The organism is Rahnella sp. 1L-D-7-B-C2 (genome assembly GCF_057290995.1).
Window position 1 is genome coordinate 426,789 of the sequence record NZ_JBXAVQ010000002.1, and the last position, 24,505, is coordinate 451,293.

Below are 24,505 nucleotides of genomic sequence, written 5' to 3' on the forward strand. Positions count from 1 at the left end.
TTATTCCTTTTCTGTTTCCTCAGTCGCCTCTTCAGCAACCGGTGTGAAGTGCATCTTTGTTACCGTGTCGGGCTTCAGGAATATCCACTCGCCGTCTTCCGTGGCTACGGCAACGAATCCATTAACCAGTTCTGGCTGCTGTCTTGTCATAGCGCCGGTGAAGGTTTCGCCTGACTCTGTTGTTACTGTGATAGTCCACTTGTGAGTCATTGGGTGTTCTCGCCTCTATGTCTAACGCGTTAGACCTGCCCCTCCGAATAACCACCGAGTATAGAAGAGCAAATTCGCTCTTATGGGGTGGTCTTCTGATTAACCCTCACAGATAGATAAACAACCTACTGAGGAGTACAACCATGTCGATTTTGAAAATTGTAATTTGCTTTATGAATGATTTAACGCTGCTGATAACTGCTGTTGATAGCCTTGTAAGAACGCTTCACTCTCTTGGCATTATCTAGCCCACTCCTAAATGGGCTATGGAATGAAGGGTGGTGCACTTTTTGTTGCATCGCTCTAGCCACATTTCGGGCTTAGGCCGCCAATCTGTGCTGCTCTTCAATCAATGGCAGGCGGTGGTTGCGCTCAAACATGACAGTCAATTCAAGCTTTCGCTTGTCGTAATCCCACCCCATATTGATAAACACGGTATCGGCTCGCTGTAATTCAGTGATCGCCCGTATTTGTTCCGCAGTCAGGTAGTCACGAATTGCTTCTGTTTTGCCGATGTCGTTTTCCTTCCTGAACTTTGCAGAGGTAGTGCCAAGCACTATTCGGTTAATCATGTTGGCTTCATTGCTGAAGTGATAATGCTCTGCCTCTTTGCCTTCTGATTCCTTGCTGCTTTTTATCGCGTTCGTCATTGGACGGTATTCGACTCGCGCTAAATCACGCTCTGCCTGTACGAGTGATTCTTGCTTTGCCCTTTCACGATATTCGATAAAACTGTCAACCAGGCGGACTTGCCCGTCTTTAGCTTTTTCGCCACCGATGAATGGCATTGCGATTAAGAATCCTCGCTCGGTCAGTTGGTAGCATGGGATTTCTTTGTTCTGTTTGCTGGTGTATGAGGAGGCTCTGAAATCGGAGGCTCCTAAATGCCCGGATGCAGCCAGTGATTCAATGCTATTCATCACGCGAAAGTGGTCTCTGCCGAATTCAGCAGCAACCACATCGGTATTAACAACAGGAGTCCCTTTAATGATCTTAATCAGGTGTTTCATCGGATTTGCCTTTTAGTGATGAACCTTGTTCGCACAGGAAAACGGCCCTCAGAAGGCTCCGACAGCCAGCCGGTTCCTCAAGGGTCATCCTGAAAGGTTCTGAGTGATATGCGCTGCGATGCGCGGTGATTTACTGCGGATAATAAAAAGCCCCGCTAGTGCGAGGCTCTGGTTTCTTCTATCTTTTTGATGGCTGCCAACTGGTTGTTGCCTTGGTCTATCAGAGTGAGCAGCGGGTCAATCCACAACACTGCCTGACAGTAAGTTATTCGCTGGTAGGTAGTGGCACTAACAGCGGCTTTAACAGGCTGGCTGGAATCGGCGTACATTGCGCTGGCACGTAAACGGTTCGCGTAGTCGTACAGGCCGTTAGCAATATCAGCAGGGATAGGCAGAGCACAGGTCGACTCAGTCTTGAGAATCGTTCGATATTCAATTTCACGCTCCTGACTGTCACCGGTGATTTTCACTGCGTATTGATCTGCTGTGGTCGCTATCTGGTTTGAACGCTGGAAGTTGAGAGACTGTGTAGCGATGGTGAGCGTTTGCAGGTCATTGTCGCTTTGCAGTTGCGTTACCTTTCCATCTGCCTTAACTGACGTTCCGTAGAAGTGGAATGCTGCCCACAACAGGATGGCTATGATTGCCAGAATGATGGCGGTGAGAGCAACGGCAATCTTGTTAACCATCTCTCACCCCTTCAGGCACATAGCCTTTTCTTTTTCACGTCGGATAACTAAGCCGGGCAATTTCTTGCCTCCACCGTATACCCAGCGCGGGAACTGATTGCACGCTTCGGTGTATTTGCCATCTCGAAACATGCGGAACATGGTGGACTTCTGCATCTGGCTACAACCGGCGTTGAAGGTGATCGAGGTGGTGGCATCAAACTGCCCCTGATTCATCTTCTTGCCGTTTGCGTATTTATTCACGCAGGATTCAGCCTGGAGGATGTTTCTCTGCCAGTCTGCGGCGATCTGCGCATCGGACTTTCTTACTCCGGGTTTAACGCCGTGAGTATTTCCGATGCCATCCGTAAGAACGCCTGCAGGGCAAACGTATGGGTCACGCTGACAGCTCTCTGCGTCACCTATAAGTTCGAGTCCGGGCTCACTAGTCCTGACTACACCGTTTGATACGAGAATAGCGATGATACTCATCACGCCACATGCAGCACCGATGACACCCTTGCGTGATACTGAGGCCATAGCTATTCCTCGGTCTTTTTGAACAGGCCGCGCTTTTCAGGCGGTTGATTGATAATGCCAGCCGAAACACCTCTTTCGTATGCACGTGTTCTGCGCCATTCGAAATATGTGTTGGTTATGTATGTTGCTATACCAATCAAAAAGCCTCCCACGATGGCTATCTGGTTCCAGTCCAAGTGCTTCAGCCAGTCACTAAAGCTGCCTGCACAGATCAGTCCAGTAGACACACAGTAGGACGCCGCTGAAGCCATTTTTTCTGGAATCATTTTCATACTTCCTACCTCCCATTAATTTCATGGGCTGTGTTTTCTGTAGTCATAGGGAATAGAGCCGCGACCGCATGGTTTCATGAGGGTGAGGTGACTGATTGGCCGGGCTCTAAAACAGAAAGCCCCGCAATGTGCGAGGCTTGAATTAGAAGGTGTGGCGGCTGGCATAACGTGAAGCTCGGTTCGAAATTCCCACCAGCTTTACGGTGGCACCTCTTCACATACAATCTATTGATACTCACCACATCGGAAAGAGAATTGCCCGGCGGCACCACCGTTATTGATTGCCAGCGTCTAACTGGACACGACAACACTCTTACCTGATGTGCAGATGCAAAAAAGCCCCGGCCAATGACGAACGGGGCTTTCTTCTCGTGTACTGCTGCTCTTTCGCTTTTAGCTCCCGAGCCTACATGAAATATACACCTTCATTACTTATTTTCAAGTGAAATCGAAAATATTTTTACGCGGCAGCCTTAATGACTTCAGCCTCTTGCTTCAAATCTTCTTGAAGAACTGCATACACCTTCGCATCAAATAAACTAATGCACCATCTAACGCGGTCGGCGCATTGTTTATTGGTAAGCCACGGCGCTATGTTGCCTTCGAGATAATTTGCGAGCTCTTGCACTGTGTTCCTGCCAACATAGTACTTATGAGCAATCACGTAGATAGGATTGTTAATACTGTAAGCTTTCAAAATGGCCTTCTCGACGAAATCAGCTTCATCCTCATCGTTGGCGCGCTGGATCATGTCGCTGATGCTTCGTTTAGGCCATAAAATCACTTTCGCTTTTACCAGTAACTCCTCTCCCGTGTACCCGAGTTTCCGCAGGTCTTCTATCACCTTCAGGAACCGGTCTGTTTCCTCCAGGCTCCATCCGGATACGAACTTCCAGATACCACAGCCACTACCCCCTTCGTAACCATCTCCGCCGTATTCTTCCGCCCACACGCAAAGAATTGCCCTCACCCATCGAGCTTGCATAGGGGTGAGCTTCTTCTCTTTGCCTAGCCATGATTTGCGAGGTGCTTTTGCAATAAACTGATATGCCTGTGTTGTCATTTCTGCCACCTGATAGCTGCATCCAACTCACTCTGAGGAATTGCCAGTAGGGTTTTCTTCTCGGATGGCTTGAGATTGCGAGCACCCATGAAGACGATGCCTGAAGGTGTGCGTACTGCGGCTACGTTTCGCGGTCGATACCATTCGAGTAGAGCAATGGTGTTTTGAATACTCATGATGATTGCCTCCGACCTGTTCCGAAGCAGTCAGTGCATTGCCTGCGCTCGGCAACAGATGTGTGGGATGAGCTGCTGTACATCGGATAGAAAGCGACTGAACCAATGCCGTGACAGACTGGACACTTTTGGGAATCGAACATCTCGCGAGCTAAATGTTGATAGCAGCCATGGAGAACGTCTTCTAAGGTGATCATGCTGCTTCTCCGAGTTCAGTAATCAGTATTTCCAGACGCCCACCCTTCACCACTTCGCAGCGAACCATGCGCACGTCATCAATCAGGCTGTCATCTGCGATTACGCAGGCCTGAGTGAGAGAGTCGAGGGGGGCTTTGAATAGGTTGTCGAGGTCACGCCGGGCGCGTGTTGGTGGATATGCTGAGATTTTTACTTTGAGCTTGCCGGTGAGGTTGTACTGCTGATTTGCTTCGGTGATTTGTTTGATTACTGCTGCGGTGTATTCCCTGCCTTTCTTGCTTTTTATCTTTCGCCCTCGGAACACTGAGAAGAGGTGGTTATTTCCGGGCGGCCAAGGTAGGTCGATTCTATATTCACTCATGCTTTTAGCTTTCCTTCTGATAGCAACACGGCCTGTGTTCGGATCACACCCTCCAGATGAGCCATATGCGCATCACCGGCATCCGTCAGTCGTGTCCGCCTGTCTATCTCATCGTGACAGCTTGAACAACACCACGCGCCGAATAGGTCGGCAGGTTTCATTCCCGTGCCGCATATCCCGGCCATTCGGTAATGAGCCAGCACTACTGTTTCGCTGTTGCCATTACAGATGCCCGGCAGCCTGACCTGACACTCACGACCGCGAGCTTCTTTACGCAGATTCGCCATCACTCTCACTCCTCAGATGTTCAGAAACCTCGACCCCGTTAAGCAGCTCCACGGCGCAGTTTTCGCAAACGTACGTTTCAAATGGGTGCAGGGATAGCTTACATACCGCACAGACTCGTTCGTCATTCATCGGGTTAGCCTCATGCGGTTCCACTTGGCTTGTAATAGCCCGTGTATGTAATCGAAGGTTTCAATCTGGCTTGCTGCTGGGAGGGGCTTGCGTTTCTTGCGGTGGGATACTTTGAATATTGCGTTGTTTTCTATCCGTTGCCAGGGTGAATTAGCCATCGCATTTCTCCGCGTATGAGCCATACCACCAGCCGTCTTCGGCAAGGTTTAATTCGATGATTCTTGGTAGGTTTTGGCTTGGGCTAATTGTCCTGAATACCTTTTTAGAAATCGAAAATGCACCGTTACTACCAACTTTGAATCCGCCATCCACTTGCGCAATGCGTAGCACCTTGCTGCCTTCATCAATTTCTATATCAATGTCTTTCCCTTGGAGTCCGGTTAGCTTCCCGACGTGAGCACCGGTAGAGCCAGAAACGGTCATTCTGAAGGAAATAAACGGGCTTCTGTTTCCACGACCACGAGAAGCTCTGTTTTTAAGTTGTGATACAAATGCCATTATGCAGCCCTCTGTTCTGTTTTTACGGTTGCCAATCCAGTGAATAAATCCACTGAGCTATTGCATTGATTTCCCCACACACTCCATCCATCTGTGTTATCACGTGAAAACAGCTCTACTCGGTGAACATCTCCAAGCAGTTGAATAAGCTTCTCGCGAATAACCGGAGGCTTTGCACTGTGATCCATTCTCGGGGCGGTGATGTGCTGGCAGATTGAAGCGTCCATGCGTTCCGGCAACTTGCCACGCACTGCAAACAGGCAATCTTCGCTGTTCGCTCGGGTCATATGTCCCATGCCGATTGCGCTATTGCCTTTGTGCTTATTGGTTTTGTGCCAAGTGAATCCTTTCATGGTCATCAGTCGAAAACCCCATGCATCCATGACCTTTAGCGCTTCTAACGGCTGAGTTGGCACCCACCACATAGCAAGAAGGCATGAATCAGCGGCCAAGTCCCACACCGGCAACCGGCAGATATCAGGAACGGTCATCGTTTGGTATTTGTGAGCAGCTCCGCGCTCTCCGTCATTGGCCTTGTCTCGATATGTCCAAGGAGGATCTGCATATATCAGGCTGAATTTTTTCATTAGAAAAACCCATAAAGTTGATTGATAACGTTCTGGTCTGTGGTGTGACCAAACAGGTGCTTAATGGCAGCGTTAACCATCGCGTTGTAGCAGCGTTCAAACTCGTCAGACTCCATATTCGCGAAAGCCAAGCTCTTTGCCTCAGTCCTGATATCACCGTTTAACCTCACTGTTTGGTCGTAGAAGCCCGCCAGAATGGTTAAATCTTTCCGGAAGCGATCGAACTGTGTGGTTTCGTCTGCATTAGCTAAGCCGGTCTTGTCTGCTGACCAGTGCGCAAAGCAGAAGTTGAAGAATGCGAACATCTTGCGGTGAAAGGCGGGGTTGCGTGTTAGCTTGATTTCGGCGGTGTACTGCTCGCCGTTCTTGAACTTGGTTAGCCTGGGGAGATCATGATCGAACGCTGGAACAAAAACGCCACCGGCATTCTTGACCAATTCGATTTGCATTAGTCACCTCTATTCACTCTCCGGTTTAGGGGCGGCGGGTAGTGGCATCCAGTGCGTGGCCTTATATCTTGGGCATCCAACAACAAAGAAGTCCGTATCATCGTGGCTTTCTAACTGACCAATGCACATGTCATCAGCTTCATCTGTAAGTAAAACATTAAGGTATGTTTCTGGCATTCGCTCGCTACACTTAATCCAACTAACGCACCTTGCATGGTTTGTCTGTTGGTTGGTGTAAAGCGGTATTACCTCTCGTAAAGGGTCGGCATACGCATTGCTGCTATCGAAGCTTACGATGTTCTTTGTGCCACCACCTGAAAGTAACCAAGCTACAGGATTGGCCTGCTCTGTATGGGCTGGCTGTGGGGTGATGTAGAAGGTTTCGATTGGATGTTTCATTTCACACGAGTAGAGACTTGCGGTCATGTACTGCCTAAAGAAAACATTATTTACCGCGTAGCCAACAGGCTTGGCCTGCTTTGCTGATAAGGCGATGCGGGCGAGCGCTGCCAGCTCAGATGCCTGTTTAAATCTTGAAAGCTCAATCAGCCTTTCTTCGCTGAGCCGCTCTAAATCGTTATTCATGGCTTACCTCGTCCGATTTAATAACTAATGCAGCCTTTACCGATTCGACAATCCTGAGCAAATAAACTCTTTTTGCCTTTGTGCTGCGTTGCCCGTTCAGTAGGCGATTAACCAAGTACTCGGCTCCCCCGTACATAAAGAATTCAGAGACAGACTGACCACTCATTGCACCCCAGAACGAAGTCCAGACTTCACCCCAGCATATGATAGTTATCCGACCTACTCCTGCCTGAAAATCTTCCATAAGGACAGTAATAGGGTCTAGCGCCTCAGCGTCCTCAATATAAAAACGAGTTACTGCTCCTACTCCGTTAGTTACCTTCATTCCGTCTTCCCCTTAATTCTGATTCCGTGGGAGGTGATGGCGTTTCTCACGCCAAGGTTTGGAAGCATTAATTTTTGATGACCGCTATAGGTCATATGCATATCGCCATCAGGCAACTCAATCTCGATTGCCGAGCGGGATGCCTTCCATGAATCATATTGGCCGTCGATTTCTTCATCGGCGTAATAGTCATGTTCAGCCACATAAAGCGAATCCCAAGCTGTCCATGGCTTCGTCTCATGGAAAGACTCCCACCACTTCTCAAATGCTGCCTTAGTGTCCATCACTTCACCTCTGCCTGTTCACGTTTGCGCAGCTCGTGGAACCAGTCGTAAACCTCGTCCAATTCTTTATCGATGATTGTTGCTTCACGATTAAAATATGCCTGAGCATCTTTCTCTTCGTCAGGAGCAAATTCACCGGGGCCGAGAAGCGTGTTGAAAATCCACTGCATCGCTGCCTTATCGCCTTCTCCGTGCTCTGCCTCGATACAGGCGGCTTGCATAGCCAAAAGGTTCTTACCGAAAATCAGGTCAATTTCTTTGATTCGTTTACGTAGAAACTCGTTCTCGGCTTTCAGTTGTTCGTTTGTCATTTCCATCAGAATTCCCCTTTCACTTGCCCGGCTTCGAACTGAGATTTAAGCGGCAGGTAAACCACTCGGTATACAAATGGAATGAAGGCCAGAAAGAATTTGTCGAAAGTTTCTTTCCGGTAGCCCGTGGCTTCATCGACCATCATTTCAAGGCCGCTACGTGGATTTCTCGGCAGCTCTACTCCATGCAGCCTGCTGAATTGAGCAATTAACTCTGGCTCTTCAAGGCTCCGCTGTAGGCAGGTGTTGAATGCCGGATCTCTCATGAGGGTTCGTGCGACTTCTTCGGGTAATCGGCTAATTTCTTCCATCAGAATCCACCTTTTTTGTTTATCGGTTGCTTCAACTGTTCGCGCTGTTCTCGCTCCTGACGCGCTGCTACTTGGTCGAGGTCGTAAATTGCACCGTCGCGCTGCTGGCAGAAAATAACGCCTGTCTTCCCGTGGCGGTTGAGTCTCAGGAGCAGTTCTGTTTCTTCCTGATTTAAGCTTTCATCGAATGCACCTTCACGATGGATGCCTACCCAGTAGTCGCAGTCCTGTTCGATTTGACCGGTGTCACGGCTGTCGCTTGGTAGTGGTCGTTTGTTTACTCGCTTCTCCAGCTCACGATTTAACTGGGTAAGCAGTACAACAACGCATCCAAGCTCTTTGGCGAGGTTCTTCAGGCCTTTGGTGATCATGCCGTAAGCCAGATCATTACGGTCTGCCTTCTCGGCTGTCATCAGGGTCAGGTAGTCCACCAAAACCATGCCGACGCTTCCCTTCTGGCGTTTCACCTTGCGGCTTTCTGCAACGATGTGTGCCAGTGATAATCCCGGGGTGTCGTCAATGTAGAGCAGGTCAAGTTCGCGAAGTCGTGAAGCTGTGTTCATGGCTTTGCTGAAGTCTGCGTCGTAGTCACCCTGGTACTCTTCATCGTCGCTGGTGTTCAGATAAAAAATGTTCGGGTTAACGCCGGACTTCTGCCCTACCAGCTTTTCGAGGATCTGGTCATCTGGCATTTCGAGACTGAAGAGCAGTGCTGGCTTCTTCTCACGAACGGCGCAATTGATAGCCATCTGTGAGTACAAAGTGGTTTTACCCATCTTAGGCCGAGCACCAATCACGAACAGCGAGCCTTTCACCAGTCCTTTGGGAGAAAGCATTCTATCCAGCGACGGGATTCCACTGCTCAGGCCTCTAGCCTCACCTGATGTCGAGAAGCGCTTATCGAGATCCAACATCCAGTCATCCATCACCTCACCAAAAGACCTTAGCCCACGCCGCGTACCGGTTTGAGCGTGATCCGACATCTGGGTGAATATCGCCTGTGCCGCCTCGTATTTCTGTTCAGCTGACATGCCGTCATTGGCATAGAACAGCTCGGTGATTTTGTTGGCCTTCTCAATCCCGTAACGCTTCATGGCTCGGTCGCGAACGATGTTGGCGTAGTTCACGATGTTTGCAGCGCTTGGGGTGCTCTTCTGAAGCTCTGCCAGATAACCGAAGCCGCCGACTGATTCCAGCTCACCTTTCGATTCCAACGAGTCAGAAACGGTCAGCAGGTCGATAGGCTTCTGCTGCTGGGCAAGGCTGCGCAGTTCTTCGTAGATGATTTTGTGCTGCCGGCTATAAAACGACTCAGCGCGAAGAGAGGAAAATACTTTCAGGCAACGGTCGCTGCCGTCATCAAGCATCAGTCCGCCCAGTACGCTCTGCTCAGCTTCGATGCTGTGCGGTGGCAATACGATTTTATCGGTCATCCTTGGCTCCTTCCCGAACCTGCAGGTATGTTTCGTCGTTCAGGAAATACTCCAGACCCTTTTTCTGCCACGTCTTGCCAGAGCGACTATCAGGTCGGTCTTCCAGCATCCAGCGGCAGTTGGTGGATATGTATTTCAGATAGGCTTTCCAGCTGTCCAAAGTGAAGGGCTCGCTATCCAGCTGGCGAGTTATCTTGCTGGCTTTCGTCCAGAAGGTTCTGATGAGATTACGACGCTTATCGCTGAGTGCTCTGATGCCTTTCGCTTCAGGCAGGATCTCGTGATAGGCAGAGACCACATCTTCACAACTGAATGACGGCTTTTTCTTTTCAGCTTTAACGATGACTGAGGGACTCTCTATTACGTTAGTAATAGAGTTATTATTTAATTCATTAGCTGTGGCACTTTGTTGGCACTCTGATGGCACAGCCTCCACGCTAGACCTTGGTGTGTCTGGGTTTGCGATGGCATTCTGTTGGCATTCTGTTGGCACAAAATTTGGCTGATAATCGTCGTATTTCACCACGAAAAGTCGGGTGAATTTCTTAGTGGTTATCCGGCTGATCATGCCCATCTTTTCGAACTTATTGAGCAGGTATTTGATGCGGTTGCAATCAACCCCTGTCTCAAGTTCCAACTTATTGCGGCCAGTAATGAACTCACCGCGGCGTAACAGCATGTCACCAAATTCGGTAGGCACAACGGTAGGCGCATAGTTTGCTGACAGGATGATATGAACCCACAGATGAACAGCTTCTGAATCGTTCCTGTAGAACGGAAGCTCTGTGATTTTACGGTGCAGCAAGGCATACCCCTTACCGCCAATGTTTGGCGACTCCTGCGGCCTTCTGGCTTCGCGTGCTTTGGCTAAACTGCTAACGTTGGCCATTCTTCACCCCTGCTTTAGCCAGTCTGAAACAACCAATAAACCGTTCAGCGAACGGCTTGTTTGTGGCGGCTGCCATTACGATTGGATCGGGTGAGTCTGGATATCGCCGCTCCTCTTCTTGCTTGAGTTTTCTGCTCTTTCGCATATAATTACCCCTGTTGATTGATCCAGTTAAAAATCAATTGTTATCTGAGAGCCGTCTGTATCCGCAGTCGGCTTTTTCTTTGTCAGCACATCTGCAAATCTCCGCGCTAACTCCACGATTTCAGTGTCATCTACGCCATACTCCAGAATTGCCAGTGCCATACTTGCCTGTTGGAAAAATCCTTCTTTCATCCTGCTTACCGTTGATTCATGTACGCCCATCATCTGAGCGAACTTGCTCTGACCAAATACAGCCAGCTTGCCAAGAAGTTGCGATTCAATTCGCGATGCCTTCTTGCGTGCTCTTGCTAAGTCCATGCGTGATACTTCCGTTGTTGGTTAGTTGTGTGTTTGATTAATAGTTTTTGTGTAAAAGCAGGCACCCTAGTGCCCTCACCCGACTTTTAGCCATCCAATAATGCTTTTGGCAGATCCTCGGAGCCGTCTTATACCGGACGTTCGGTTACTGCTAGGGTGGTGCTTATGCTGCTTTTTTAGAGGTGGTTCCGTACATCAACCACTGAGCTGTACATTTCAAAGCGCTTGCGATTTCAAGGAGATTGCGCGGACGCTTTGTTTCTCCAGCTTCAAGTTGCTGATACGACTGTTGTGCAATCCCGGCTTGCTCAGCTACTTCAGCTTGGGTCAGTCCAAGTTCTGATCGACGCTGTTTTGCACGCTGGGAGATGGTTTTATTTGTATCCATTCCGTTCTCCTACAGTTTTATCTGTATTGTTCTACAGGAAGACCTGTTTGTCAAATACAGTATTTGCTGTGAGAATTTGGGCGGTTTATTTATTCATCAGGAGAAGGTCATGAGCCTTGCCGATCGGGTTAAAGAAAGGCGCGATGTCCTAGGCATCACACAAACAGAACTTGCCGATAAGGTTGGAATTAAGCAGCAATCTATTGCTAGTATCGAAAACGGAGAGACGAAAAATCCTCGTAAGATTTTTGAGCTAGCTCAGGCGCTTAAGTGTTCTGCACATTGGTTAAAGACCGGACAGCAAGAATCAAATGCCACGCAGCTTGAAGGGATTTCTCTCTGGGAAGAAGACAGCGAAGATGAAGACGATGATGTCTATCTTCCTTTCTTCAAAGAGGCACAACTAGCTGCGGGTGATGGACGAGTGGTAGAACTAGACTGTGATGGGAAGAAGTTGAAGTTCTCGCTGCGTAGCCTTAAGAAGCTAGGCGTGAAACCAGAAGAGGCCGCTTGTATGTCCGTATGGGGCAACAGCATGGAGCCTGTGCTACCAGATGGGGCGACCGTCGCCATCAACACTGGCAGTACCGAGATAAAGGACGGCAAGATTTATGCACTTGATCACGAAGGCATGGCACGAGTAAAAATGATGTATCGACTGCCAGGTGGCGGGATTCGCCTTCGCTCGTTTAATACTGATGAATATCCTGATGAAATTTATCTTGGCGAAGACAGCAATAAGATCAGAGTTGTAGGTGCGGTTTTCTGGTACGGCGTAACTATCAGATAACAATCAGCAATAGGCATACATCAAACCCGCTTCGGCGGGTTTTTTTACGTCTGGAGAAAACTTTATTTCATGAAAAAACAACCAAATACAGATTTACAGCCACTTTTTACAGTTTTGACTGTTTACTCAATACAGTTTTGCCTGTACAGTTATTCCATCGAAACGAAACAACGAATCGATAACAGCCGAACGGTGGGCTTAAAACGATAGCCGGGCTTGATGAGGGGGCGGGATGCTCCTCCGACGAACAGGGCGGACTAATCAGAAACTTGGTTAGCAACTCAAGCAAAAAGAAAACTTACGCAGCATCTACTTTTTGGGTGCTGCAATAAGTTCTCTAACGCAGGGGTGTTTATGAAGAATGAAATTCGCTGTCCAGTATGTCGCCTTAACTTCGACGCAAGAACGCCATACATGCACATTCAGCAGCATCACAAGGATGCGAAAGACGCTGAGCTGGCAAAGATACGCAATGCCCGCCGCAAGTCCTTTAAGGAGCCGCTGGTAAAGAAGTCAGGTGGTAAAGCTTGCTTGCCGCAAGTATCCATTTTCGCCGCAGGTCATCGCAAGCCAACAGAAACAATTACAGCGAGATAAGAAAATGAAACTGAAAATAAAAACTTCAGCATCAAAACGCATTGAAGGTGATTCACGCCGCTGGAGACGCCGTCAGCGCCAATGGGCAAAGCGTCGCGGCGTGGAAGGCTTCGAAAGTGCAGTTAAATATTGCTTGAGCCGTGCTCGCAATCACAAACGTTAAGGTCACTTAAGTGGCCTTTTTTATTGCCAAAAATCATCGCCGCCGGTCATCGCCGCGATAAATACGAGCATCCATATCACGTTATTAAGGGGTGAGAGATGAAGCTTAAAGAGGTTCTGGCATTCATCAATTCTGATGCCTGCACATTACCACTTGCGAAAACGGCGGTAGCTCGCAGGGTCATAGATTTCTATGGGGTAGATGCGGATAGCGATGAAGTAAGCCTTGAGGAAGTTTGTAGCGGGTCATCAGCCAAGGCGTCATCTATCCAGCAGTATCACTCTGTTTGGCGCTCGGTTCTGAGGAATGGTTTTCCAGAAATTAAAGTCCCACATGCTTTTAAACTTAGAAATTACATAGCAAAAGCTTCACCTGTAGAAACTCTCATTATTCCCATTCCGCTCAGGGACAGGGAAATGATTGTGCGAGTCGAAATACCACGCAACTTCACTCATGAAGATGCTGAGAAAGTTGAGAAAATATTAATGGCTTACGCCAAATAAATTTACCGCTGGCCTCCTGTCAGCAACAGTAACTGCACTATGAGGTGAGAGATGAATAAGAAGGATTTTAAAGAAAAGGTCGAAGAGATTAAGCGATCGGGCGGCACATTGTTACGCATTTCATCGCTTGGCGGCCACGTAACGATAACTTATGGCCTGCCGAGTGAAGGAAGCGCTCAGAAAGAAGTAATTGTACATCGTTTTAGGAACTCCCCTCGCTCAAGGCAGATTTACGAGCGTGACAAATACCAGTTTTGGCTTAACGAATTCAAATAACCCACCCCTTGCATCACATAACTAACTGAGACTACCGATATGAGCGATACATACCAAGCAACATACGACGCAGTGAGAAGCAGAATTGGCGGCGGAAATCTTTCCGAGGCGCTGGAATCAGCCATTAGAAACGAAAATTTAGGCGGATACGCTCAGAACGCATTTGATGGGATCGCCCAAACATTTGCTGATTACAACATGCCGTCAGTGATGTTTAAGCCGCAACTGACTCGAGATGGAGATGCTTGGCTTGCCATTTATGGCGATCTTCCTACCGGAGTGGTTGGAAGTGGCAATTCACCTGCCGAAGCGATGGCCGCTTTTGATAAGGCGTGGTTTGAAAAAGTAGAAACAAACCCTTCGTAACACCCCACCGGAGTCATCCCCATGCGATTAACAAACACTTTAACCGGTGAGCACTTTCTCGTCTCGAAGGTTGGCAACGGTTACGAATACGTACTTAAAAATGAAGCAGAACGTTCATCTGTTCGAATGAACCATGAGTAGTATGCAAAGTTCAGAATGAAGGTTGAAATTAAAGAAATTAGGAGAGCTGATGAATAGCGAAGTGGCTTATGAATATTTTGTTTTGGACTCTCGAGCCCAATACGACATCGAGGACGCAGCGATTTATGAAGCGGCGGGACGAGTAAAGCCCTCCAAGAAAAGGCTTAAACGGGACTGGGGATACCAAGGTGCAGTACTCGTTCGAGCACCCGTTATCTCAGATGAGAGTTGTGGCTCTGTTATTGGAGATATGGAGTTTATTGAAGTTATCAAGTGAGCCCCTTCCTGCTGCGCATTCACTGAGTGCGCATCGTGATAAGCGCCCCTTATCAACCTTCATGCTGTGAACCACTTCGCCCTGTCACCCCGCAGGGCTTTTTTATATCTGGAGAGAAATAATGGCAAAGCTTTATACGATGGAAAAGGTTCTTTATTTGGCATCCCAGCAAAGGGGATTGAATGTCGATAAAACAGAAAGGAAATGCACTGATTTAAGCGAGCGAGTCGCGAAGTTGCTAGCCAATAAAAGCATCATTGAAGTAGCAGATGATGATGTAGCTAGATATTACAAGATAACTGATGAAGGTCGTGTTCGACTGCTTCAATTTCAAATTCAATTTAGAAAACAGAATGGCAAAAGCACAGGCACACATGAGATGGAATTGTCAGATTTAAGAAGCAAATTAACAGCCGCCTAACCGCGGCTTTTTTAATGGATGCAAAAGCCAGTTCAAGAGCTGGCTTCTTCATCTAACCAAATAAGGAGATCGCCGTGAGCGAGGAAAAAACTGAAGTGGCTTTAGCCAGCCTGCCAAGCGTTCCGGCAGAGCTTGAAGCGGCCTTCATTGATGACAAATTTATCGATGAGCTGATTAAAAACATACGCACCAAGGCTTCTGCCGTAGTTGGCGATTTGAATACAGCTAAGGGGCGCAAAATCTATATCGGTATGGCCGCTGACGTTCGAAGCACCAAGGTGATGATTGATGAGGCTGGTAAGAACCTTGTTGCTGAGATGAAGAAGCGCCCCGCATTGGTTGATGCAAGTCGCAGAAAGGTTCGTGAAGCTCTGGACGAGTTGGCGGTTCAAATCCGCAAGCCAGTAACTGACTGGGAGGCCGAACAAGAACGATTAGCGGCTGAAAAACAGATGCAGGAATGGCATACGGAAGCGTTGGAACTTAATGCTGCCTTCGATAAAGAACTCGCCCTGCAAATTGAGGCCGCACACGCAACCGCCCTGCTGGATAACTATGAGTACGACCGCGACATTGCCGAGAAAAAAGCTGAGGCAGAACGCCAGCGCATTGCTCACGAAGAAGAGTTAAAACGTCAGGCAGTTGAGCAAGCACAGCGTGAAGCCGAGGAAAAGATTCAACGTGAGCGTGAAGCATCTGCAAAACGCGAAGCCGACCTGAAAGCACAGGCAGAGCAAGAGAAGCGTGACCGTGAAGCTTCTGACAGAAAAGCCGAGCAAGACCGAATTGATGCTGCTGCAAAAGCAGAGCGCGAAAAGCAGGATGCTATCGCAGCTGAGCAACTCAAAGCCAAGCAGAAAGAAGATGCTCGTCTGGCAGAAGAGAAGCGTATCGCTGACGAAGCTGCTGCCCGCGCCGCAAACGTCGAACATAAACGCGCTATCAATCAACAAGCAGTGGCTGATTTAGTCGCTGCCGGCATCACTGAAGAATGTGCTGTGCAATGCGTTAAAGCCATTGCCAAAGGCCAAGTTTCAGCAATCGCAATCACCTACTAATTAAACCGGAGTATCCCACGATGAACTATGCATTCGCGGGTGGCGTCACCGTGGGCGTCACCCAAAACACAGAATCACTGCTCGACCGTATCTGCCGCAATGCGAAGAACGCCGCAAAGCGTCTTATCGAAATTCTCAACCAGCCAGGAATCCCATATGAATCCTTTTAAAGCCGTTCAGTTACTGGCTGCGTTAGCTCTTGAGAAGCATGACAACGCGCTATTCGAGGTCGCATTCAGCCTGTTTTATCGGAGGCAATCATGAACATCAACTTTGAGTGCAAAGACATTCAAGTCCGCCCGGGATATCGCGCCGGGGAAGTCAAAGTTACGGCCACAGACGCAGCTCTGTTTGGTCATGTTGACGACAAACAAATCCTCAACCAACTGGACATCAAAGAGGTGCTGGAGTGGCTGGATACTCAGGGCTATCTTGTAGCACTTAAACAGGAGGACGCAGCATGAGAGGCCTCAGATACAGCAGTTACGATTACATGGCTGACCAGCGAGAAACTCTTGAGGCAGGCGTTGAGAGCGTGCAATTGGCACACAAGCAGCGCGTCATGCAGATAGCAGATACCTACTCAGACAACCTCTCAGACTTCGCCGACAAGTCCAAACTTTCAGCCGAACAAATATCTGCCCTCAACACGGAAGAGGCTCAGGACGCTTACAGCAAACTCGTAGACGTCATGGCAACGCAGATCGCTCAGGGAAGAATATCGAAAATGGAGAACGCAGCATGAGTAATCAATTAATTGAGAAAGAAACCTCATCTCAGGTGATAAGCAACGCACCAATGCGACTTATCGAAATGGCTGTAACCAACAACGCTGACATCGAAAAGCTTGAGCGTCTGTTAGAGCTTCAGACCAAATGGGATGCTGAGCAGGCTCGCAAAAGTTATTTGGTGGCGATGTCTTCATTTCAGGCATCTCTACCTGTAATTAAGAAACTCAAATCAGCAGACTTTGGTCAAGGAAAAGCCAAATACAAATATGCGTCACTGGATGACATCGCTGAGCAGATACGCCCTCTTCTTGAGAAAAATGGTCTGTCGTACAGGTTTGAGCAATCCATGGAAGGTGGAGTAATCAGCGTTTCTTGCATTAGCAGTCATAAGGATGGACATTCAGAGAAATGTTCAATGAACGCATCTCCTGACGCCTCTGGAGGCAAGAATAGCATTCAGCAATCCGCATCATCCGTAACCTATCTGCGCCGGTATACGTTAACTGGAGCGCTTGGGATTGTCACTGCGGACGAGGATATAGATGGCCGTTTAGAGCAGATGAAACCAGCAGAGGAACTTAGTCCGGAGACTTCAAAAGAGATTAATGATCTCCTGTTGAAGCTAAACAAAACTTGGGACGCAGACTTACTCCCGCTTTGCTCTCAAATCTTCAACAGGCAAATCACATCTCCGAGCCAATTATCTGAAGCAGAGGCAGTCAAAGCGTTTGGATTCCTGAAGAAGAAGGCAGCCGCATGACACGGTCAATGAAGTTGGTTTATGAAGCAATAAAGTCAGGCCAAAGGAATGGCAACCTAATCTCTGTTACCTATAAGGAAATAGCTAGTGAAACTGGTCTTCAGATAACAATGGTTAGCAGCTGCATCCGCTTGTTGGTTCGGGATTCATACATTGAGAGAATAAATAATTTCTCTGAATCAGGCGGGGCGAAAACCAACAGTTACAAAATACGCAAATCCATAGAGGTTTGACATGACACCAGAAATCATATTGCAGCGGACAGGGATTGACGTCCGCACTACGCAGCAGGGAAGCATTGACTGGCTAAGACTAAGACTAGGCGTCATCACAGCATCGGAAGCAGGAAAGGTCATCTCAAAGCCACGCAGCGGTACCAAATGGACAGATACCAAACTCACCTACTTCTACACGCTTTTAGGCGAGGTTTGCACAGGGAATGTTGTGGAAGTTAATGCCCGCCCGCTGGCTTGGGGAAAGGAATACGAAGCATCAGCAAGGTCGTTATTTGAGTTCACAACGGACGTGAAAGTTACCGATGTGCCGATCATATTCAAGGACGAAACACTTCGCTGTGCCTGCTCACCTGATGGTGATTGTAGCGACGGGAAAGGCTTGGAATTGAAAAGCCCATACACCAGCGCAGTGTTCATGAAGTTCCGGCTCGGCGGTTTCGACGCCATCAAAGCTGAGTACATGGCTCAGATTCAGTACAGCCTCTGGGTCACCGGCAAGGATTCCTGGTACTTCGCAAATTACGACCCGCGCATGAAGCGTGAAGGCCTGCATCACGTTGTTGTCGAACGTGACCAGAAGTTCATGGATGAATTTGACGAAATGGTGCCGGAGTTCATCAGCAAAATGGATGAAGCGCTGGCTGAGATTGGTTTCGAGTTCGGAGAGCAATGGAGGTGACCATGAATCGTCAGCCATGGCAGCGATTTGAAATGGATTTACTCATCGAACAGGCCGAGACGAAATCGGCCTCTGAAATCGCTAAGACGCTGGGAAGGACTCCCGACGCAGTCAGATGCAAAGCCAATTACTTCGGTCTCCAGCTAGTCACTATTCACAATATGAAAGCGTGGGAGTCAGATGAAATCGCCCTCTTCCATACGCATACCGACAAAGAAATATCCCACATTACAGGACGCACGCTTAAGTCCATCGCCTGCAAGCGTCTAGCGATGAAAATCTACCGCCGGGCAGCATAACCCTCTTTCAAGGAACACATTATGACCCGCATAGTGATTTGCGATTACTGCGGCAAGCCAGCGGAGTTAATTTCTGGCAAAGCTATCTACCCTCATCGCCCCGATTTGTTCGACCTTCAGTTTTGGTCATGCTCCCCCTGCTCTGCATATGTTGGATGTCATAAGGGAAGCAATGCCGCACCGTTGGGAAGACTAGCTAATGCTGAATTAAGAAAGGCCAAAAACAGGGCGCATGCAACTTTCGACCCCATATGGAAAAGCCGAAATATGAGCAGGGCTTCGGCCTATAGCTGGCTATCAAAGCAGCTTGGAATAAGTGGCAAGGACTGCCACATCGGGATGTTCAACATTGAAATGTGCGAGCGCGTTGTCTCAGCTTGCCAGCAGAGGAATGCATTATGAGTGAAGTGAAATCAACAGCAGAAGCCTGTTACGACGCACGCATGGCTTTGATAAAAGAGCGTGACGAGTTAGCCCGGCAAGTTTCAGAGCTTCAACTCTCGCAGCAAAACATCATCAACGCTTTCGGCATCTCTGGTGAAGGCGCACACAGCAAGCTTGTCATTGAGTATGTGAGCGGACTGGTGGCTGAGAAAGCGGCTATCAGTGACCGATTGCAGAAACTAATTCAGATCGTCAATAACGCTGACAACAGTTACTGCATGTGCGGAGATTCGATGAAAAGTCACGCGGGTGGAGGGTGCGGAAGCCCGACAGGAATGTTTGATTATCACTATAACGCATGGCTTGAATCTGAAAAGGAAGCACCATTAACCGACGCATTCACCTCAGAACTCCGCGCTCAGGGTGTGGGGGAATTTGCGGCTGACATGTGGAAGCGAGGCAATGAACTGGTAGCCGAAGGTGGGCAGAAACGCCTGGTTGTTCAGGTGCGACTCGCTGCAAAACTGGCAGATACCTACGTTGATAACCTGCGCGCTGGGAGGAAGGGATGAGCCGATACCATGACCATGACGATATGGTTAGGCACAAATACGCCGGAAACATGAATGACCCAGAAGAGTTCTATGTGCATGTGATCAACGTAGTCCCCCGAGCCCGTGGCTACTCCGTGTTATTCAAGAACGCAGACGCATTTGTCTACTGTGGGCTTCAGGAATTCAAGCGCCGGTTCCCGCATAAATTATCTGGTGAGCCAACTCAAGTTAAAGGTTGGGATTATGACCGAGTGAAGGAGCAACCTCATGACTGATACAACCAAAGATACAAGTCACGTTGTTACCGTGACCATTTCCGGCCCTACTGGGTGTGGCAAATCAGCCATATACGGTGAATTGGAAATAGCTCTTCTAGCTATGGGGATTCCTGTTACTCATGCCAATCCTGCTGAAGCCATGAGCGAGAAGCGACTAACTCATTCTGACTGGGCTGGTGCGCTGGAAATGTATAAGCCTAGCGTTGTTTTGGTGGAGGCAAACAAAGGGGACTTGGATATGGCTATGCAGAACGTGAAGGATATTGCCCACTGCCTGTCCGATATTCGCCGATTCGTTGAAGCTAAGTTTATGACTGTTGGCGACTTGCCTTCACCTGAAGGTTTGCTATTAAGCGGCCCTGAATGGAAGCACGAAAGCGACGCAATAATAGCCGCAATCAACCGAGTTTCTAACTTTTACGAACAGGAGCAGCAAAAAATAATTGATAAAAAGATTCGTGATGAATGGGCTTCTGGTGATAATCGATGTAATGACTGCAAGTCAAACGATTTCACCCTCTGCCCACATAACGGCAAGGAGGCTGTATGACTGATACAACAGCTATCAAGGCGCTGCGTGAAGCGGCGCTTAAAGCCACTCCCGGACCGTGGGTGACAGTAGATTACTTTTGGATCGCCCAGGAAAAAGACGGTCACGGAGGTGAGTTTATAGTTTTTGATAATGGGCCAGACGCTGCATATGTCAGAAATTTAAGCCCAGATAGGATTTTAGCCCTACTCGACCAGCTCGAAGCAGAACGCCAGCGGGCTGATGATGCGCATAAATATGGCAGCGAGCGTGATTCTGAAAATGAGTCACTAATGCACACGGTTGGGCGGCTCAGAGTGGAAATCGCAGAGCTGAAAGGCGAGCAGGTGCCGGTGGCTGAAATCAAGTTCCACCCATCCACGGATAAGCACCCTTGCATGTACTGGTTTGGAAAACAGGATCGGGATTTCCCTGTTGGCACTCGGTTTTTCACCGCCCCACAAAAGCCGGTCGTGTTGCCGGGGATAAGTGAATTAATCGATGCTTGTGATTCCACCCCGGCAATGCGTGACATTCATGTGTGGGATTTGGCAATTTCAGAAGTAAAGCGCCTGAATCCTAGTCTTTTCTCTGATAAATCTGCCGCTGACGGCATCGTGAAGGATGGTGAGTGATCCCCCGGCATGGAAGCCAGTGCTATAATCCTCCCAGCAATGGAGGATATATGTCATACAATCTTGCTGACCTTTCCAAAGACGAAATGGACAAAATCAACGTGGATTTAGCTGCGGGCGGCGTTGCTTTCAAAGAGCGCTACAACATGCCGGTTATCGCTGAGCACGCAGAACGTGAGCAGCCTGAGCATCTCAGGGAATACTTCAGGGAACGCTTGGCACATCACAGAGCGATGAAGGCGACGCTGGGTAAAATGGAAGTTGAGCAGTCAAAATGAGGTGATCGATGGCAAGTGCAAGATTAGACGAATCAGATAACACCGTCCTCACCTTGTCGGATGAGGAAACAAAAGCGTTGTGGTTGCTGCTTGGTAAGTTGTCCCATAACTCAAAACTGGAGAAGGGACTCACTGAAGAGCAGGCAAAGCTTGTTAGCGATATATGGCATTCACTGCGATGACCGCTAACTAACAGAGATTACACCAATCAGGCTGCCAATCGGCGGCCTTTTTTACGCCTGCAACATGAGGTATCCCCCGATGATCACAGTCAAATTACCCCGCGCACACTTCTACGCGGGTCGAGTAGACACGTCTGAACTTGAGGCAGTGTTACGACAGAGATTGTGGAGCATGACAGGAGTCGAGCCAGCTCAGGTGAGCGTTTCATTACATGAAGGCACACAGATTCTTGCTTCTGGCTGTGAAGTCGGGGCGGTGACAAAAATACTGAAGATTGGAGAGCACTATGTTTGAAGACGACCTGAGAATCAACACACGGCCTGACTATGTGGACGACGGATGCGACTGGACTGCCCGGCACATATTCAACATGACAGCGCGTGCAAGAGTCAGGCGCGGTGTTTCATCTGTAATGCCTGAGTGCAAGCAGGTAGTGGCAAAGGCTAAGCCGGTGAAGAAGGCCAAGAGCAAGAACAAATCACGCGTGTTTGAATTTGGAGATGCAGCATGAAATACGAGATTACGAAGGGAAGTGAGAGGGATTTTGAACAAGCTCCCGAGTGGGCTATTTATCTGGTGAAATTGCTAGACTACACAGCTACTGCGTGGGTTTCTGGCGGCGATGATAAATATCAGTATAAGAGCGACGAAGATGGGCAAATTGGATATGAAATTATAGGTGTATTTATTAAATGGGAGTGGAGTAAAGGAGTTGAAATCATCGCCGAGCGCCGACCAATCACCGAGCTGGTTTGGGATGGCGAAGGGTTGCCGCCAGTTGGGGTTGAGTGTGAATTCACATCTTTCTCTTCAGGAGACGTGTGGCACACGGGTGTTGTCAGATATTTGTCTGAACATACTATCGTTATCGAATTCACTAACATGGTTAATGGGAAAGCAGAAAGCATTTCTCACCCACGAACAATGAAGTTTCGCCCCCTGCGTTCACCTGAAGATGTGGCAATGGATGAGTCCATCGAAGCAATGCGTGATGTGGGCTACACGCTGCCGGCTGCAATAAGATTCACCAAAGAAGAGATAGCCGCACTCTACGACGCAGGCTATCGCAAGATGGAGTAGCCCATGACGCCAGAAGAGGCAGACAACGCAGTCAGAAGCATCGCAAAGAAACTCCTCACCGAACTCCGCAGTAAAGACAACCACCACACTCTCCGTCAGCTGCTCGATAAATACGCCAACCAAGCTAAGCCACTATGCCCATCAGGTCATGAAGTGTGGCTGTGGCTTTGCGTTTGGGTTCATCGGGTGGCTGAGGGTAAATAATCATTGAGAGCAAAATACGATATCTTGCGGTAGTTTGCGCTCAGACTCTGTTAAAAATGCAGGAGAAATTATGGCTAAGCTGATGAACCTTCAGGAGTGGGCTGCCGAGACTTACACTCATCCCCCTTCCCTTTCTACGCTGAGGAGATGGGTGAGAGAAGGCCGCATCTACCCCTCTCCAGAGATTCACGGAAAAGAATACAAACTTACCCCTGACTCGGTGTATGTTGACCCGCGCAAAAAGATGATGAAGCTAAAGCCGGCTCATATTACGCCGCCGAAAAAGGGATCGCTTATGGAGAAATTAAAACATGTCGAACAGGCCGAAACGCTACGACGCTAATCTGCCACGGAACCTGACGTACCGTAAAACTAAGCAGATTTTCTCCTGGCGAAATCCCGTGACCGGACAGGAAATATCTCTTGGCCGCATACCACGCAAGGACGCTGTGGCTCAGGCCATTGAGGCAAACAACTATATCGAACAGAATTATCTACCATCCGCACTTCTTGATCGCCTCAAGGACTCCCCTGAATTTACATTCGGCAAATGGATTGAGCGCTATGAGGTCATTCAGGCGCGACGCAATCTAAAGCCAAACACAGTCAAGGTGAGAGCCAATCAACTGCTGACGCTAACTTCAGAGTTTGGCCGTAATGGCATCGCGATGATCACAACACGGGATATTGCCGTATTCCTTGAGTCGTATGTAGAGTGCGGGAAGAAAAGCATGGCTGTAGCGCTTCGTTCTCTACTGCTTGATGTTTTCAGGGAGGCTGTAGTAGAAGGCATTATTGATAAAAATCCAGTGGAGCCTACAAGAACGCCAGTTCCAGACGTTCGGCGTGAAAGGTTGTCGCTTGAACAATTTCTATCGATTCGACAGGCTGCGACCGGGATGGGTGCATGGCTAGTTAATGCTATGAATATTGGATTGCTCACTGGTCAGCGCCGAGAGGATGTTACTAGAATGGCGTTCAGTGATATTAATGACGGGAGGATTTTTGTCACGCAGAGTAAGACGGGGCATAAACTGGCATTGCCGCTATCGCTTGAGTTATCGGCGGCGGGCGTGTCGCTTGAGTCTACTATTGAGATGTGCCGAGTGAATAACCCCTCTGATAGCTTGATCTACTCTTCAGTACGACGAGGAGGAAGAAAGCCAGGTGCAATTACACCTGATGGCCTTACTCAGGCTTTTTCTGATGCAAGGGTTTTGAGTGGGATTCAGTTCGGAGCTAACCCGCCTACTTTCCATGAAATTCGAAGTCTTGCAAGCAGGCTTTATGAAGTGGAGAATGGGGAAGATTTTTCTCAGAGATTACTTGGTCACAAGAACCTCTCTATGACTAAAAAGTATCTCGATTCCCGCGGCCAAGAATATGTGATGGTTTAGTTCGAATATGAAGTTTTCGGGATAAGTTCGGGAAATTTCGGAACCACAATCAAAAAACACTTATAAAACAACACATTAAAAAAAGACCGAATACGATTCCTATATTCGGTCTAGGGAAATGGCTCTTGGGAGAGAGCCGTGCGCTAAAAGTTGGCATTAATGCAGGCGGTTAAGCCGTACAAAATAAAGAATAGCTGACAGCTGATTATTTTCCACCCAACTCGCAACATAGTGATAATAACAATGCTG

The 24,505-nt window shown here is 48.5% G+C and carries 45 protein-coding genes; 25 read left to right on the forward strand and 20 right to left on the reverse strand.

Annotated elements, in window-relative coordinates; genetic code table 11:
• From AC0Z7K_RS05570 to AC0Z7K_RS05665, 20 genes are all read right to left on the reverse strand, one after another.
• A complete protein-coding gene (locus tag AC0Z7K_RS05570) occupies nucleotides 1-210 on the reverse strand; it encodes a hypothetical protein (RefSeq protein ID WP_485613244.1) in 210 nt (69 codons plus the stop codon).
• 320 nt (nucleotides 211-530) lie between these two features.
• Nucleotides 531-1,220 carry a Rha family transcriptional regulator gene (locus AC0Z7K_RS05575; protein WP_485613246.1) on the reverse strand — a complete coding sequence of 230 codons (690 nt, stop codon included), beginning with the start codon at nucleotides 1,218-1,220 and terminating at the stop codon, nucleotides 531-533.
• A gap of 155 nt (nucleotides 1,221-1,375) precedes the next feature.
• On the reverse strand, nucleotides 1,376-1,909 hold the full coding sequence (locus AC0Z7K_RS05580; RefSeq protein ID WP_485613248.1) for a hypothetical protein: 534 nt from the start codon (nucleotides 1,907-1,909) through the stop codon (nucleotides 1,376-1,378).
• Between the two features lie 3 nt (nucleotides 1,910-1,912).
• The gene (locus AC0Z7K_RS05585; RefSeq protein ID WP_485613249.1) at nucleotides 1,913-2,428 is read right to left on the reverse strand and encodes a lysozyme; all 516 of its coding nucleotides are present in this window, start codon (nucleotides 2,426-2,428) and stop codon (nucleotides 1,913-1,915) included.
• Between the two features lie 2 nt (nucleotides 2,429-2,430).
• A complete protein-coding gene (locus tag AC0Z7K_RS05590) occupies nucleotides 2,431-2,700 on the reverse strand; it encodes a phage holin (protein ID WP_485613251.1) in 270 nt (89 codons plus the stop codon).
• A gap of 460 nt (nucleotides 2,701-3,160) precedes the next feature.
• On the reverse strand, nucleotides 3,161-3,763 hold the full coding sequence (locus AC0Z7K_RS05595) for a hypothetical protein (RefSeq protein ID WP_485613252.1): 603 nt from the start codon (nucleotides 3,761-3,763) through the stop codon (nucleotides 3,161-3,163).
• 369 nt (nucleotides 3,764-4,132) lie between these two features.
• On the reverse strand, nucleotides 4,133-4,498 hold the full coding sequence (locus AC0Z7K_RS05600) for a RusA family crossover junction endodeoxyribonuclease (protein ID WP_159282187.1): 366 nt from the start codon (nucleotides 4,496-4,498) through the stop codon (nucleotides 4,133-4,135).
• Entirely contained in the window at nucleotides 4,495-4,785 is a 291-nt protein-coding gene (locus tag AC0Z7K_RS05605) for a DUF1364 domain-containing protein (RefSeq protein WP_485613255.1), read from the reverse strand. The genes AC0Z7K_RS05600 and AC0Z7K_RS05605 overlap by 4 nt, the downstream gene beginning before the upstream one ends.
• 280 nt (nucleotides 4,786-5,065) lie before the next feature.
• Nucleotides 5,066-5,413, reverse strand: coding sequence for a hypothetical protein (locus AC0Z7K_RS05610; protein ID WP_485613256.1), 348 nt, complete (start codon nucleotides 5,411-5,413; stop codon nucleotides 5,066-5,068).
• Entirely contained in the window at nucleotides 5,413-6,000 is a 588-nt protein-coding gene (locus tag AC0Z7K_RS05615; RefSeq protein WP_485613258.1) for an MT-A70 family methyltransferase, read from the reverse strand. Before AC0Z7K_RS05615 ends, AC0Z7K_RS05610 begins: the two co-directional genes overlap by 1 nt.
• Nucleotides 6,000-6,449: a DUF1367 family protein gene (locus tag AC0Z7K_RS05620; protein WP_485613260.1), complete on the reverse strand. Its 450-nt coding sequence runs from the start codon at nucleotides 6,447-6,449 to the stop codon at nucleotides 6,000-6,002. Before AC0Z7K_RS05620 ends, AC0Z7K_RS05615 begins: the two co-directional genes overlap by 1 nt.
• Nucleotides 6,450-6,458: 9 nt before the next feature.
• Complete coding sequence (locus AC0Z7K_RS05625) at nucleotides 6,459-7,034, reverse strand: DUF551 domain-containing protein (protein ID WP_485613262.1); 576 nt, start codon at nucleotides 7,032-7,034, stop codon at nucleotides 6,459-6,461.
• Nucleotides 7,027-7,359, reverse strand: a complete 333-nt coding sequence (locus tag AC0Z7K_RS05630; protein WP_485613264.1) for a phiTE_072 family protein — start codon at nucleotides 7,357-7,359, stop codon at nucleotides 7,027-7,029. Before AC0Z7K_RS05630 ends, AC0Z7K_RS05625 begins: the two co-directional genes overlap by 8 nt.
• A complete protein-coding gene (locus AC0Z7K_RS05635; RefSeq protein ID WP_485613265.1) occupies nucleotides 7,356-7,643 on the reverse strand; it encodes a phiTE_015 family protein in 288 nt (95 codons plus the stop codon). Before AC0Z7K_RS05635 ends, AC0Z7K_RS05630 begins: the two co-directional genes overlap by 4 nt.
• Nucleotides 7,643-7,960, reverse strand: a complete 318-nt coding sequence (locus AC0Z7K_RS05640; RefSeq protein ID WP_485613266.1) for a hypothetical protein — start codon at nucleotides 7,958-7,960, stop codon at nucleotides 7,643-7,645. The genes AC0Z7K_RS05635 and AC0Z7K_RS05640 overlap by 1 nt, the downstream gene beginning before the upstream one ends.
• The gene (locus AC0Z7K_RS05645) at nucleotides 7,960-8,265 is read right to left on the reverse strand and encodes a hypothetical protein (RefSeq protein ID WP_485613267.1); all 306 of its coding nucleotides are present in this window, start codon (nucleotides 8,263-8,265) and stop codon (nucleotides 7,960-7,962) included. Before AC0Z7K_RS05645 ends, AC0Z7K_RS05640 begins: the two co-directional genes overlap by 1 nt.
• Nucleotides 8,265-9,698, reverse strand: coding sequence for a DnaB-like helicase C-terminal domain-containing protein (locus AC0Z7K_RS05650; RefSeq protein WP_485613269.1), 1,434 nt, complete (start codon nucleotides 9,696-9,698; stop codon nucleotides 8,265-8,267). The genes AC0Z7K_RS05645 and AC0Z7K_RS05650 overlap by 1 nt, the downstream gene beginning before the upstream one ends.
• The gene (locus AC0Z7K_RS05655) at nucleotides 9,688-10,587 is read right to left on the reverse strand and encodes a DNA replication protein (protein WP_485613271.1); all 900 of its coding nucleotides are present in this window, start codon (nucleotides 10,585-10,587) and stop codon (nucleotides 9,688-9,690) included. The genes AC0Z7K_RS05650 and AC0Z7K_RS05655 overlap by 11 nt, the downstream gene beginning before the upstream one ends.
• Nucleotides 10,588-10,758: 171 nt before the next feature.
• Nucleotides 10,759-11,049 (reverse strand): CII family transcriptional regulator, encoded by a 291-nt coding sequence (locus tag AC0Z7K_RS05660; protein ID WP_485613273.1) that lies wholly within the window; start codon nucleotides 11,047-11,049, stop codon nucleotides 10,759-10,761.
• A 163-nt stretch (nucleotides 11,050-11,212) separates the two neighbouring features.
• Nucleotides 11,213-11,437 (reverse strand): helix-turn-helix domain-containing protein, encoded by a 225-nt coding sequence (locus AC0Z7K_RS05665; protein WP_485613274.1) that lies wholly within the window; start codon nucleotides 11,435-11,437, stop codon nucleotides 11,213-11,215.
• Nucleotides 11,438-11,546: 109 nt separating this feature from the next.
• Here AC0Z7K_RS05665 and AC0Z7K_RS05670 point away from each other — a divergent pair, with 109 nt between their 5' ends.
• The 25 genes from AC0Z7K_RS05670 to AC0Z7K_RS05790 all read left to right on the forward strand — a co-directional run bounded on the left by AC0Z7K_RS05670 (nucleotide 11,547) and on the right by AC0Z7K_RS05790 (nucleotide 24,256).
• A complete protein-coding gene (locus AC0Z7K_RS05670) occupies nucleotides 11,547-12,227 on the forward strand; it encodes an XRE family transcriptional regulator (RefSeq protein WP_195812719.1) in 681 nt (226 codons plus the stop codon).
• Between the two features lie 354 nt (nucleotides 12,228-12,581).
• The gene (locus tag AC0Z7K_RS05675; protein ID WP_485613275.1) at nucleotides 12,582-12,824 is read left to right on the forward strand and encodes a hypothetical protein; all 243 of its coding nucleotides are present in this window, start codon (nucleotides 12,582-12,584) and stop codon (nucleotides 12,822-12,824) included.
• A 4-nt stretch (nucleotides 12,825-12,828) separates the two neighbouring features.
• On the forward strand, nucleotides 12,829-12,987 hold the full coding sequence (locus AC0Z7K_RS05680; RefSeq protein ID WP_314721519.1) for a hypothetical protein: 159 nt from the start codon (nucleotides 12,829-12,831) through the stop codon (nucleotides 12,985-12,987).
• A 98-nt stretch (nucleotides 12,988-13,085) separates the two neighbouring features.
• Nucleotides 13,086-13,490, forward strand: a complete 405-nt coding sequence (locus AC0Z7K_RS05685; protein WP_485613276.1) for a hypothetical protein — start codon at nucleotides 13,086-13,088, stop codon at nucleotides 13,488-13,490.
• A gap of 51 nt (nucleotides 13,491-13,541) precedes the next feature.
• The gene (locus AC0Z7K_RS05690) at nucleotides 13,542-13,766 is read left to right on the forward strand and encodes a hypothetical protein (RefSeq protein WP_485613278.1); all 225 of its coding nucleotides are present in this window, start codon (nucleotides 13,542-13,544) and stop codon (nucleotides 13,764-13,766) included.
• Between the two features lie 39 nt (nucleotides 13,767-13,805).
• Nucleotides 13,806-14,132, forward strand: coding sequence for a hypothetical protein (locus AC0Z7K_RS05695; RefSeq protein ID WP_485613280.1), 327 nt, complete (start codon nucleotides 13,806-13,808; stop codon nucleotides 14,130-14,132).
• Nucleotides 14,133-14,322: 190 nt separating this feature from the next.
• Nucleotides 14,323-14,550 carry a hypothetical protein gene (locus AC0Z7K_RS05700; protein WP_485613282.1) on the forward strand — a complete coding sequence of 76 codons (228 nt, stop codon included), beginning with the start codon at nucleotides 14,323-14,325 and terminating at the stop codon, nucleotides 14,548-14,550.
• A gap of 121 nt (nucleotides 14,551-14,671) precedes the next feature.
• Nucleotides 14,672-14,971 (forward strand): hypothetical protein, encoded by a 300-nt coding sequence (locus tag AC0Z7K_RS05705; RefSeq protein WP_485613284.1) that lies wholly within the window; start codon nucleotides 14,672-14,674, stop codon nucleotides 14,969-14,971.
• A gap of 74 nt (nucleotides 14,972-15,045) precedes the next feature.
• On the forward strand, nucleotides 15,046-16,029 hold the full coding sequence (locus tag AC0Z7K_RS05710) for a hypothetical protein (protein ID WP_485613285.1): 984 nt from the start codon (nucleotides 15,046-15,048) through the stop codon (nucleotides 16,027-16,029).
• Between the two features lie 20 nt (nucleotides 16,030-16,049).
• The gene (locus AC0Z7K_RS05715) at nucleotides 16,050-16,199 is read left to right on the forward strand and encodes a protease FtsH-inhibitory lysogeny factor CIII (protein ID WP_485613287.1); all 150 of its coding nucleotides are present in this window, start codon (nucleotides 16,050-16,052) and stop codon (nucleotides 16,197-16,199) included.
• 90 nt (nucleotides 16,200-16,289) lie between these two features.
• On the forward strand, nucleotides 16,290-16,493 hold the full coding sequence (locus AC0Z7K_RS05720) for a thioredoxin reductase (protein ID WP_120131212.1): 204 nt from the start codon (nucleotides 16,290-16,292) through the stop codon (nucleotides 16,491-16,493).
• Nucleotides 16,490-16,774 carry a hypothetical protein gene (locus tag AC0Z7K_RS05725; protein ID WP_120131211.1) on the forward strand — a complete coding sequence of 95 codons (285 nt, stop codon included), beginning with the start codon at nucleotides 16,490-16,492 and terminating at the stop codon, nucleotides 16,772-16,774. The genes AC0Z7K_RS05720 and AC0Z7K_RS05725 overlap by 4 nt, the downstream gene beginning before the upstream one ends.
• Nucleotides 16,771-17,520: an ERF family protein gene (locus AC0Z7K_RS05730; RefSeq protein WP_485613289.1), complete on the forward strand. Its 750-nt coding sequence runs from the start codon at nucleotides 16,771-16,773 to the stop codon at nucleotides 17,518-17,520. Before AC0Z7K_RS05725 ends, AC0Z7K_RS05730 begins: the two co-directional genes overlap by 4 nt.
• Nucleotides 17,521-17,754: 234 nt before the next feature.
• Nucleotides 17,755-18,435, forward strand: a complete 681-nt coding sequence (locus AC0Z7K_RS05735) for a lambda exonuclease family protein (RefSeq protein WP_485613290.1) — start codon at nucleotides 17,755-17,757, stop codon at nucleotides 18,433-18,435.
• Nucleotides 18,436-18,437: 2 nt separating this feature from the next.
• On the forward strand, nucleotides 18,438-18,734 hold the full coding sequence (locus tag AC0Z7K_RS05740; RefSeq protein WP_485613292.1) for a hypothetical protein: 297 nt from the start codon (nucleotides 18,438-18,440) through the stop codon (nucleotides 18,732-18,734).
• A 21-nt stretch (nucleotides 18,735-18,755) separates the two neighbouring features.
• A complete protein-coding gene (locus AC0Z7K_RS05745) occupies nucleotides 18,756-19,136 on the forward strand; it encodes a zinc-finger-containing protein (protein ID WP_485613293.1) in 381 nt (126 codons plus the stop codon).
• The gene (locus AC0Z7K_RS05750) at nucleotides 19,133-19,690 is read left to right on the forward strand and encodes a hypothetical protein (RefSeq protein WP_485613294.1); all 558 of its coding nucleotides are present in this window, start codon (nucleotides 19,133-19,135) and stop codon (nucleotides 19,688-19,690) included. The genes AC0Z7K_RS05745 and AC0Z7K_RS05750 overlap by 4 nt, the downstream gene beginning before the upstream one ends.
• A 249-nt stretch (nucleotides 19,691-19,939) precedes the next feature.
• Nucleotides 19,940-20,500, forward strand: a complete 561-nt coding sequence (locus AC0Z7K_RS05755; RefSeq protein WP_485613295.1) for a hypothetical protein — start codon at nucleotides 19,940-19,942, stop codon at nucleotides 20,498-20,500.
• A complete protein-coding gene (locus AC0Z7K_RS05760; RefSeq protein WP_485613296.1) occupies nucleotides 20,497-21,114 on the forward strand; it encodes an ead/Ea22-like family protein in 618 nt (205 codons plus the stop codon). Before AC0Z7K_RS05755 ends, AC0Z7K_RS05760 begins: the two co-directional genes overlap by 4 nt.
• A gap of 50 nt (nucleotides 21,115-21,164) precedes the next feature.
• The gene (locus tag AC0Z7K_RS05765) at nucleotides 21,165-21,392 is read left to right on the forward strand and encodes a DNA polymerase III subunit theta (RefSeq protein ID WP_485613297.1); all 228 of its coding nucleotides are present in this window, start codon (nucleotides 21,165-21,167) and stop codon (nucleotides 21,390-21,392) included.
• A gap of 469 nt (nucleotides 21,393-21,861) precedes the next feature.
• A complete protein-coding gene (locus AC0Z7K_RS05770; RefSeq protein WP_136376985.1) occupies nucleotides 21,862-22,086 on the forward strand; it encodes a hypothetical protein in 225 nt (74 codons plus the stop codon).
• Complete coding sequence (locus AC0Z7K_RS05775) at nucleotides 22,083-22,655, forward strand: hypothetical protein (protein WP_485613299.1); 573 nt, start codon at nucleotides 22,083-22,085, stop codon at nucleotides 22,653-22,655. The genes AC0Z7K_RS05770 and AC0Z7K_RS05775 overlap by 4 nt, the downstream gene beginning before the upstream one ends.
• A 3-nt stretch (nucleotides 22,656-22,658) precedes the next feature.
• Nucleotides 22,659-22,859 carry a hypothetical protein gene (locus AC0Z7K_RS05780; RefSeq protein ID WP_104921771.1) on the forward strand — a complete coding sequence of 67 codons (201 nt, stop codon included), beginning with the start codon at nucleotides 22,659-22,661 and terminating at the stop codon, nucleotides 22,857-22,859.
• Nucleotides 22,860-22,929: 70 nt separating this feature from the next.
• On the forward strand, nucleotides 22,930-23,202 hold the full coding sequence (locus AC0Z7K_RS05785) for an excisionase (RefSeq protein ID WP_485613300.1): 273 nt from the start codon (nucleotides 22,930-22,932) through the stop codon (nucleotides 23,200-23,202).
• Nucleotides 23,171-24,256 carry a tyrosine-type recombinase/integrase gene (locus AC0Z7K_RS05790; RefSeq protein ID WP_485613301.1) on the forward strand — a complete coding sequence of 362 codons (1,086 nt, stop codon included), beginning with the start codon at nucleotides 23,171-23,173 and terminating at the stop codon, nucleotides 24,254-24,256. Before AC0Z7K_RS05785 ends, AC0Z7K_RS05790 begins: the two co-directional genes overlap by 32 nt.
• Nucleotides 24,257-24,505 lie beyond the last annotated feature (249 nt).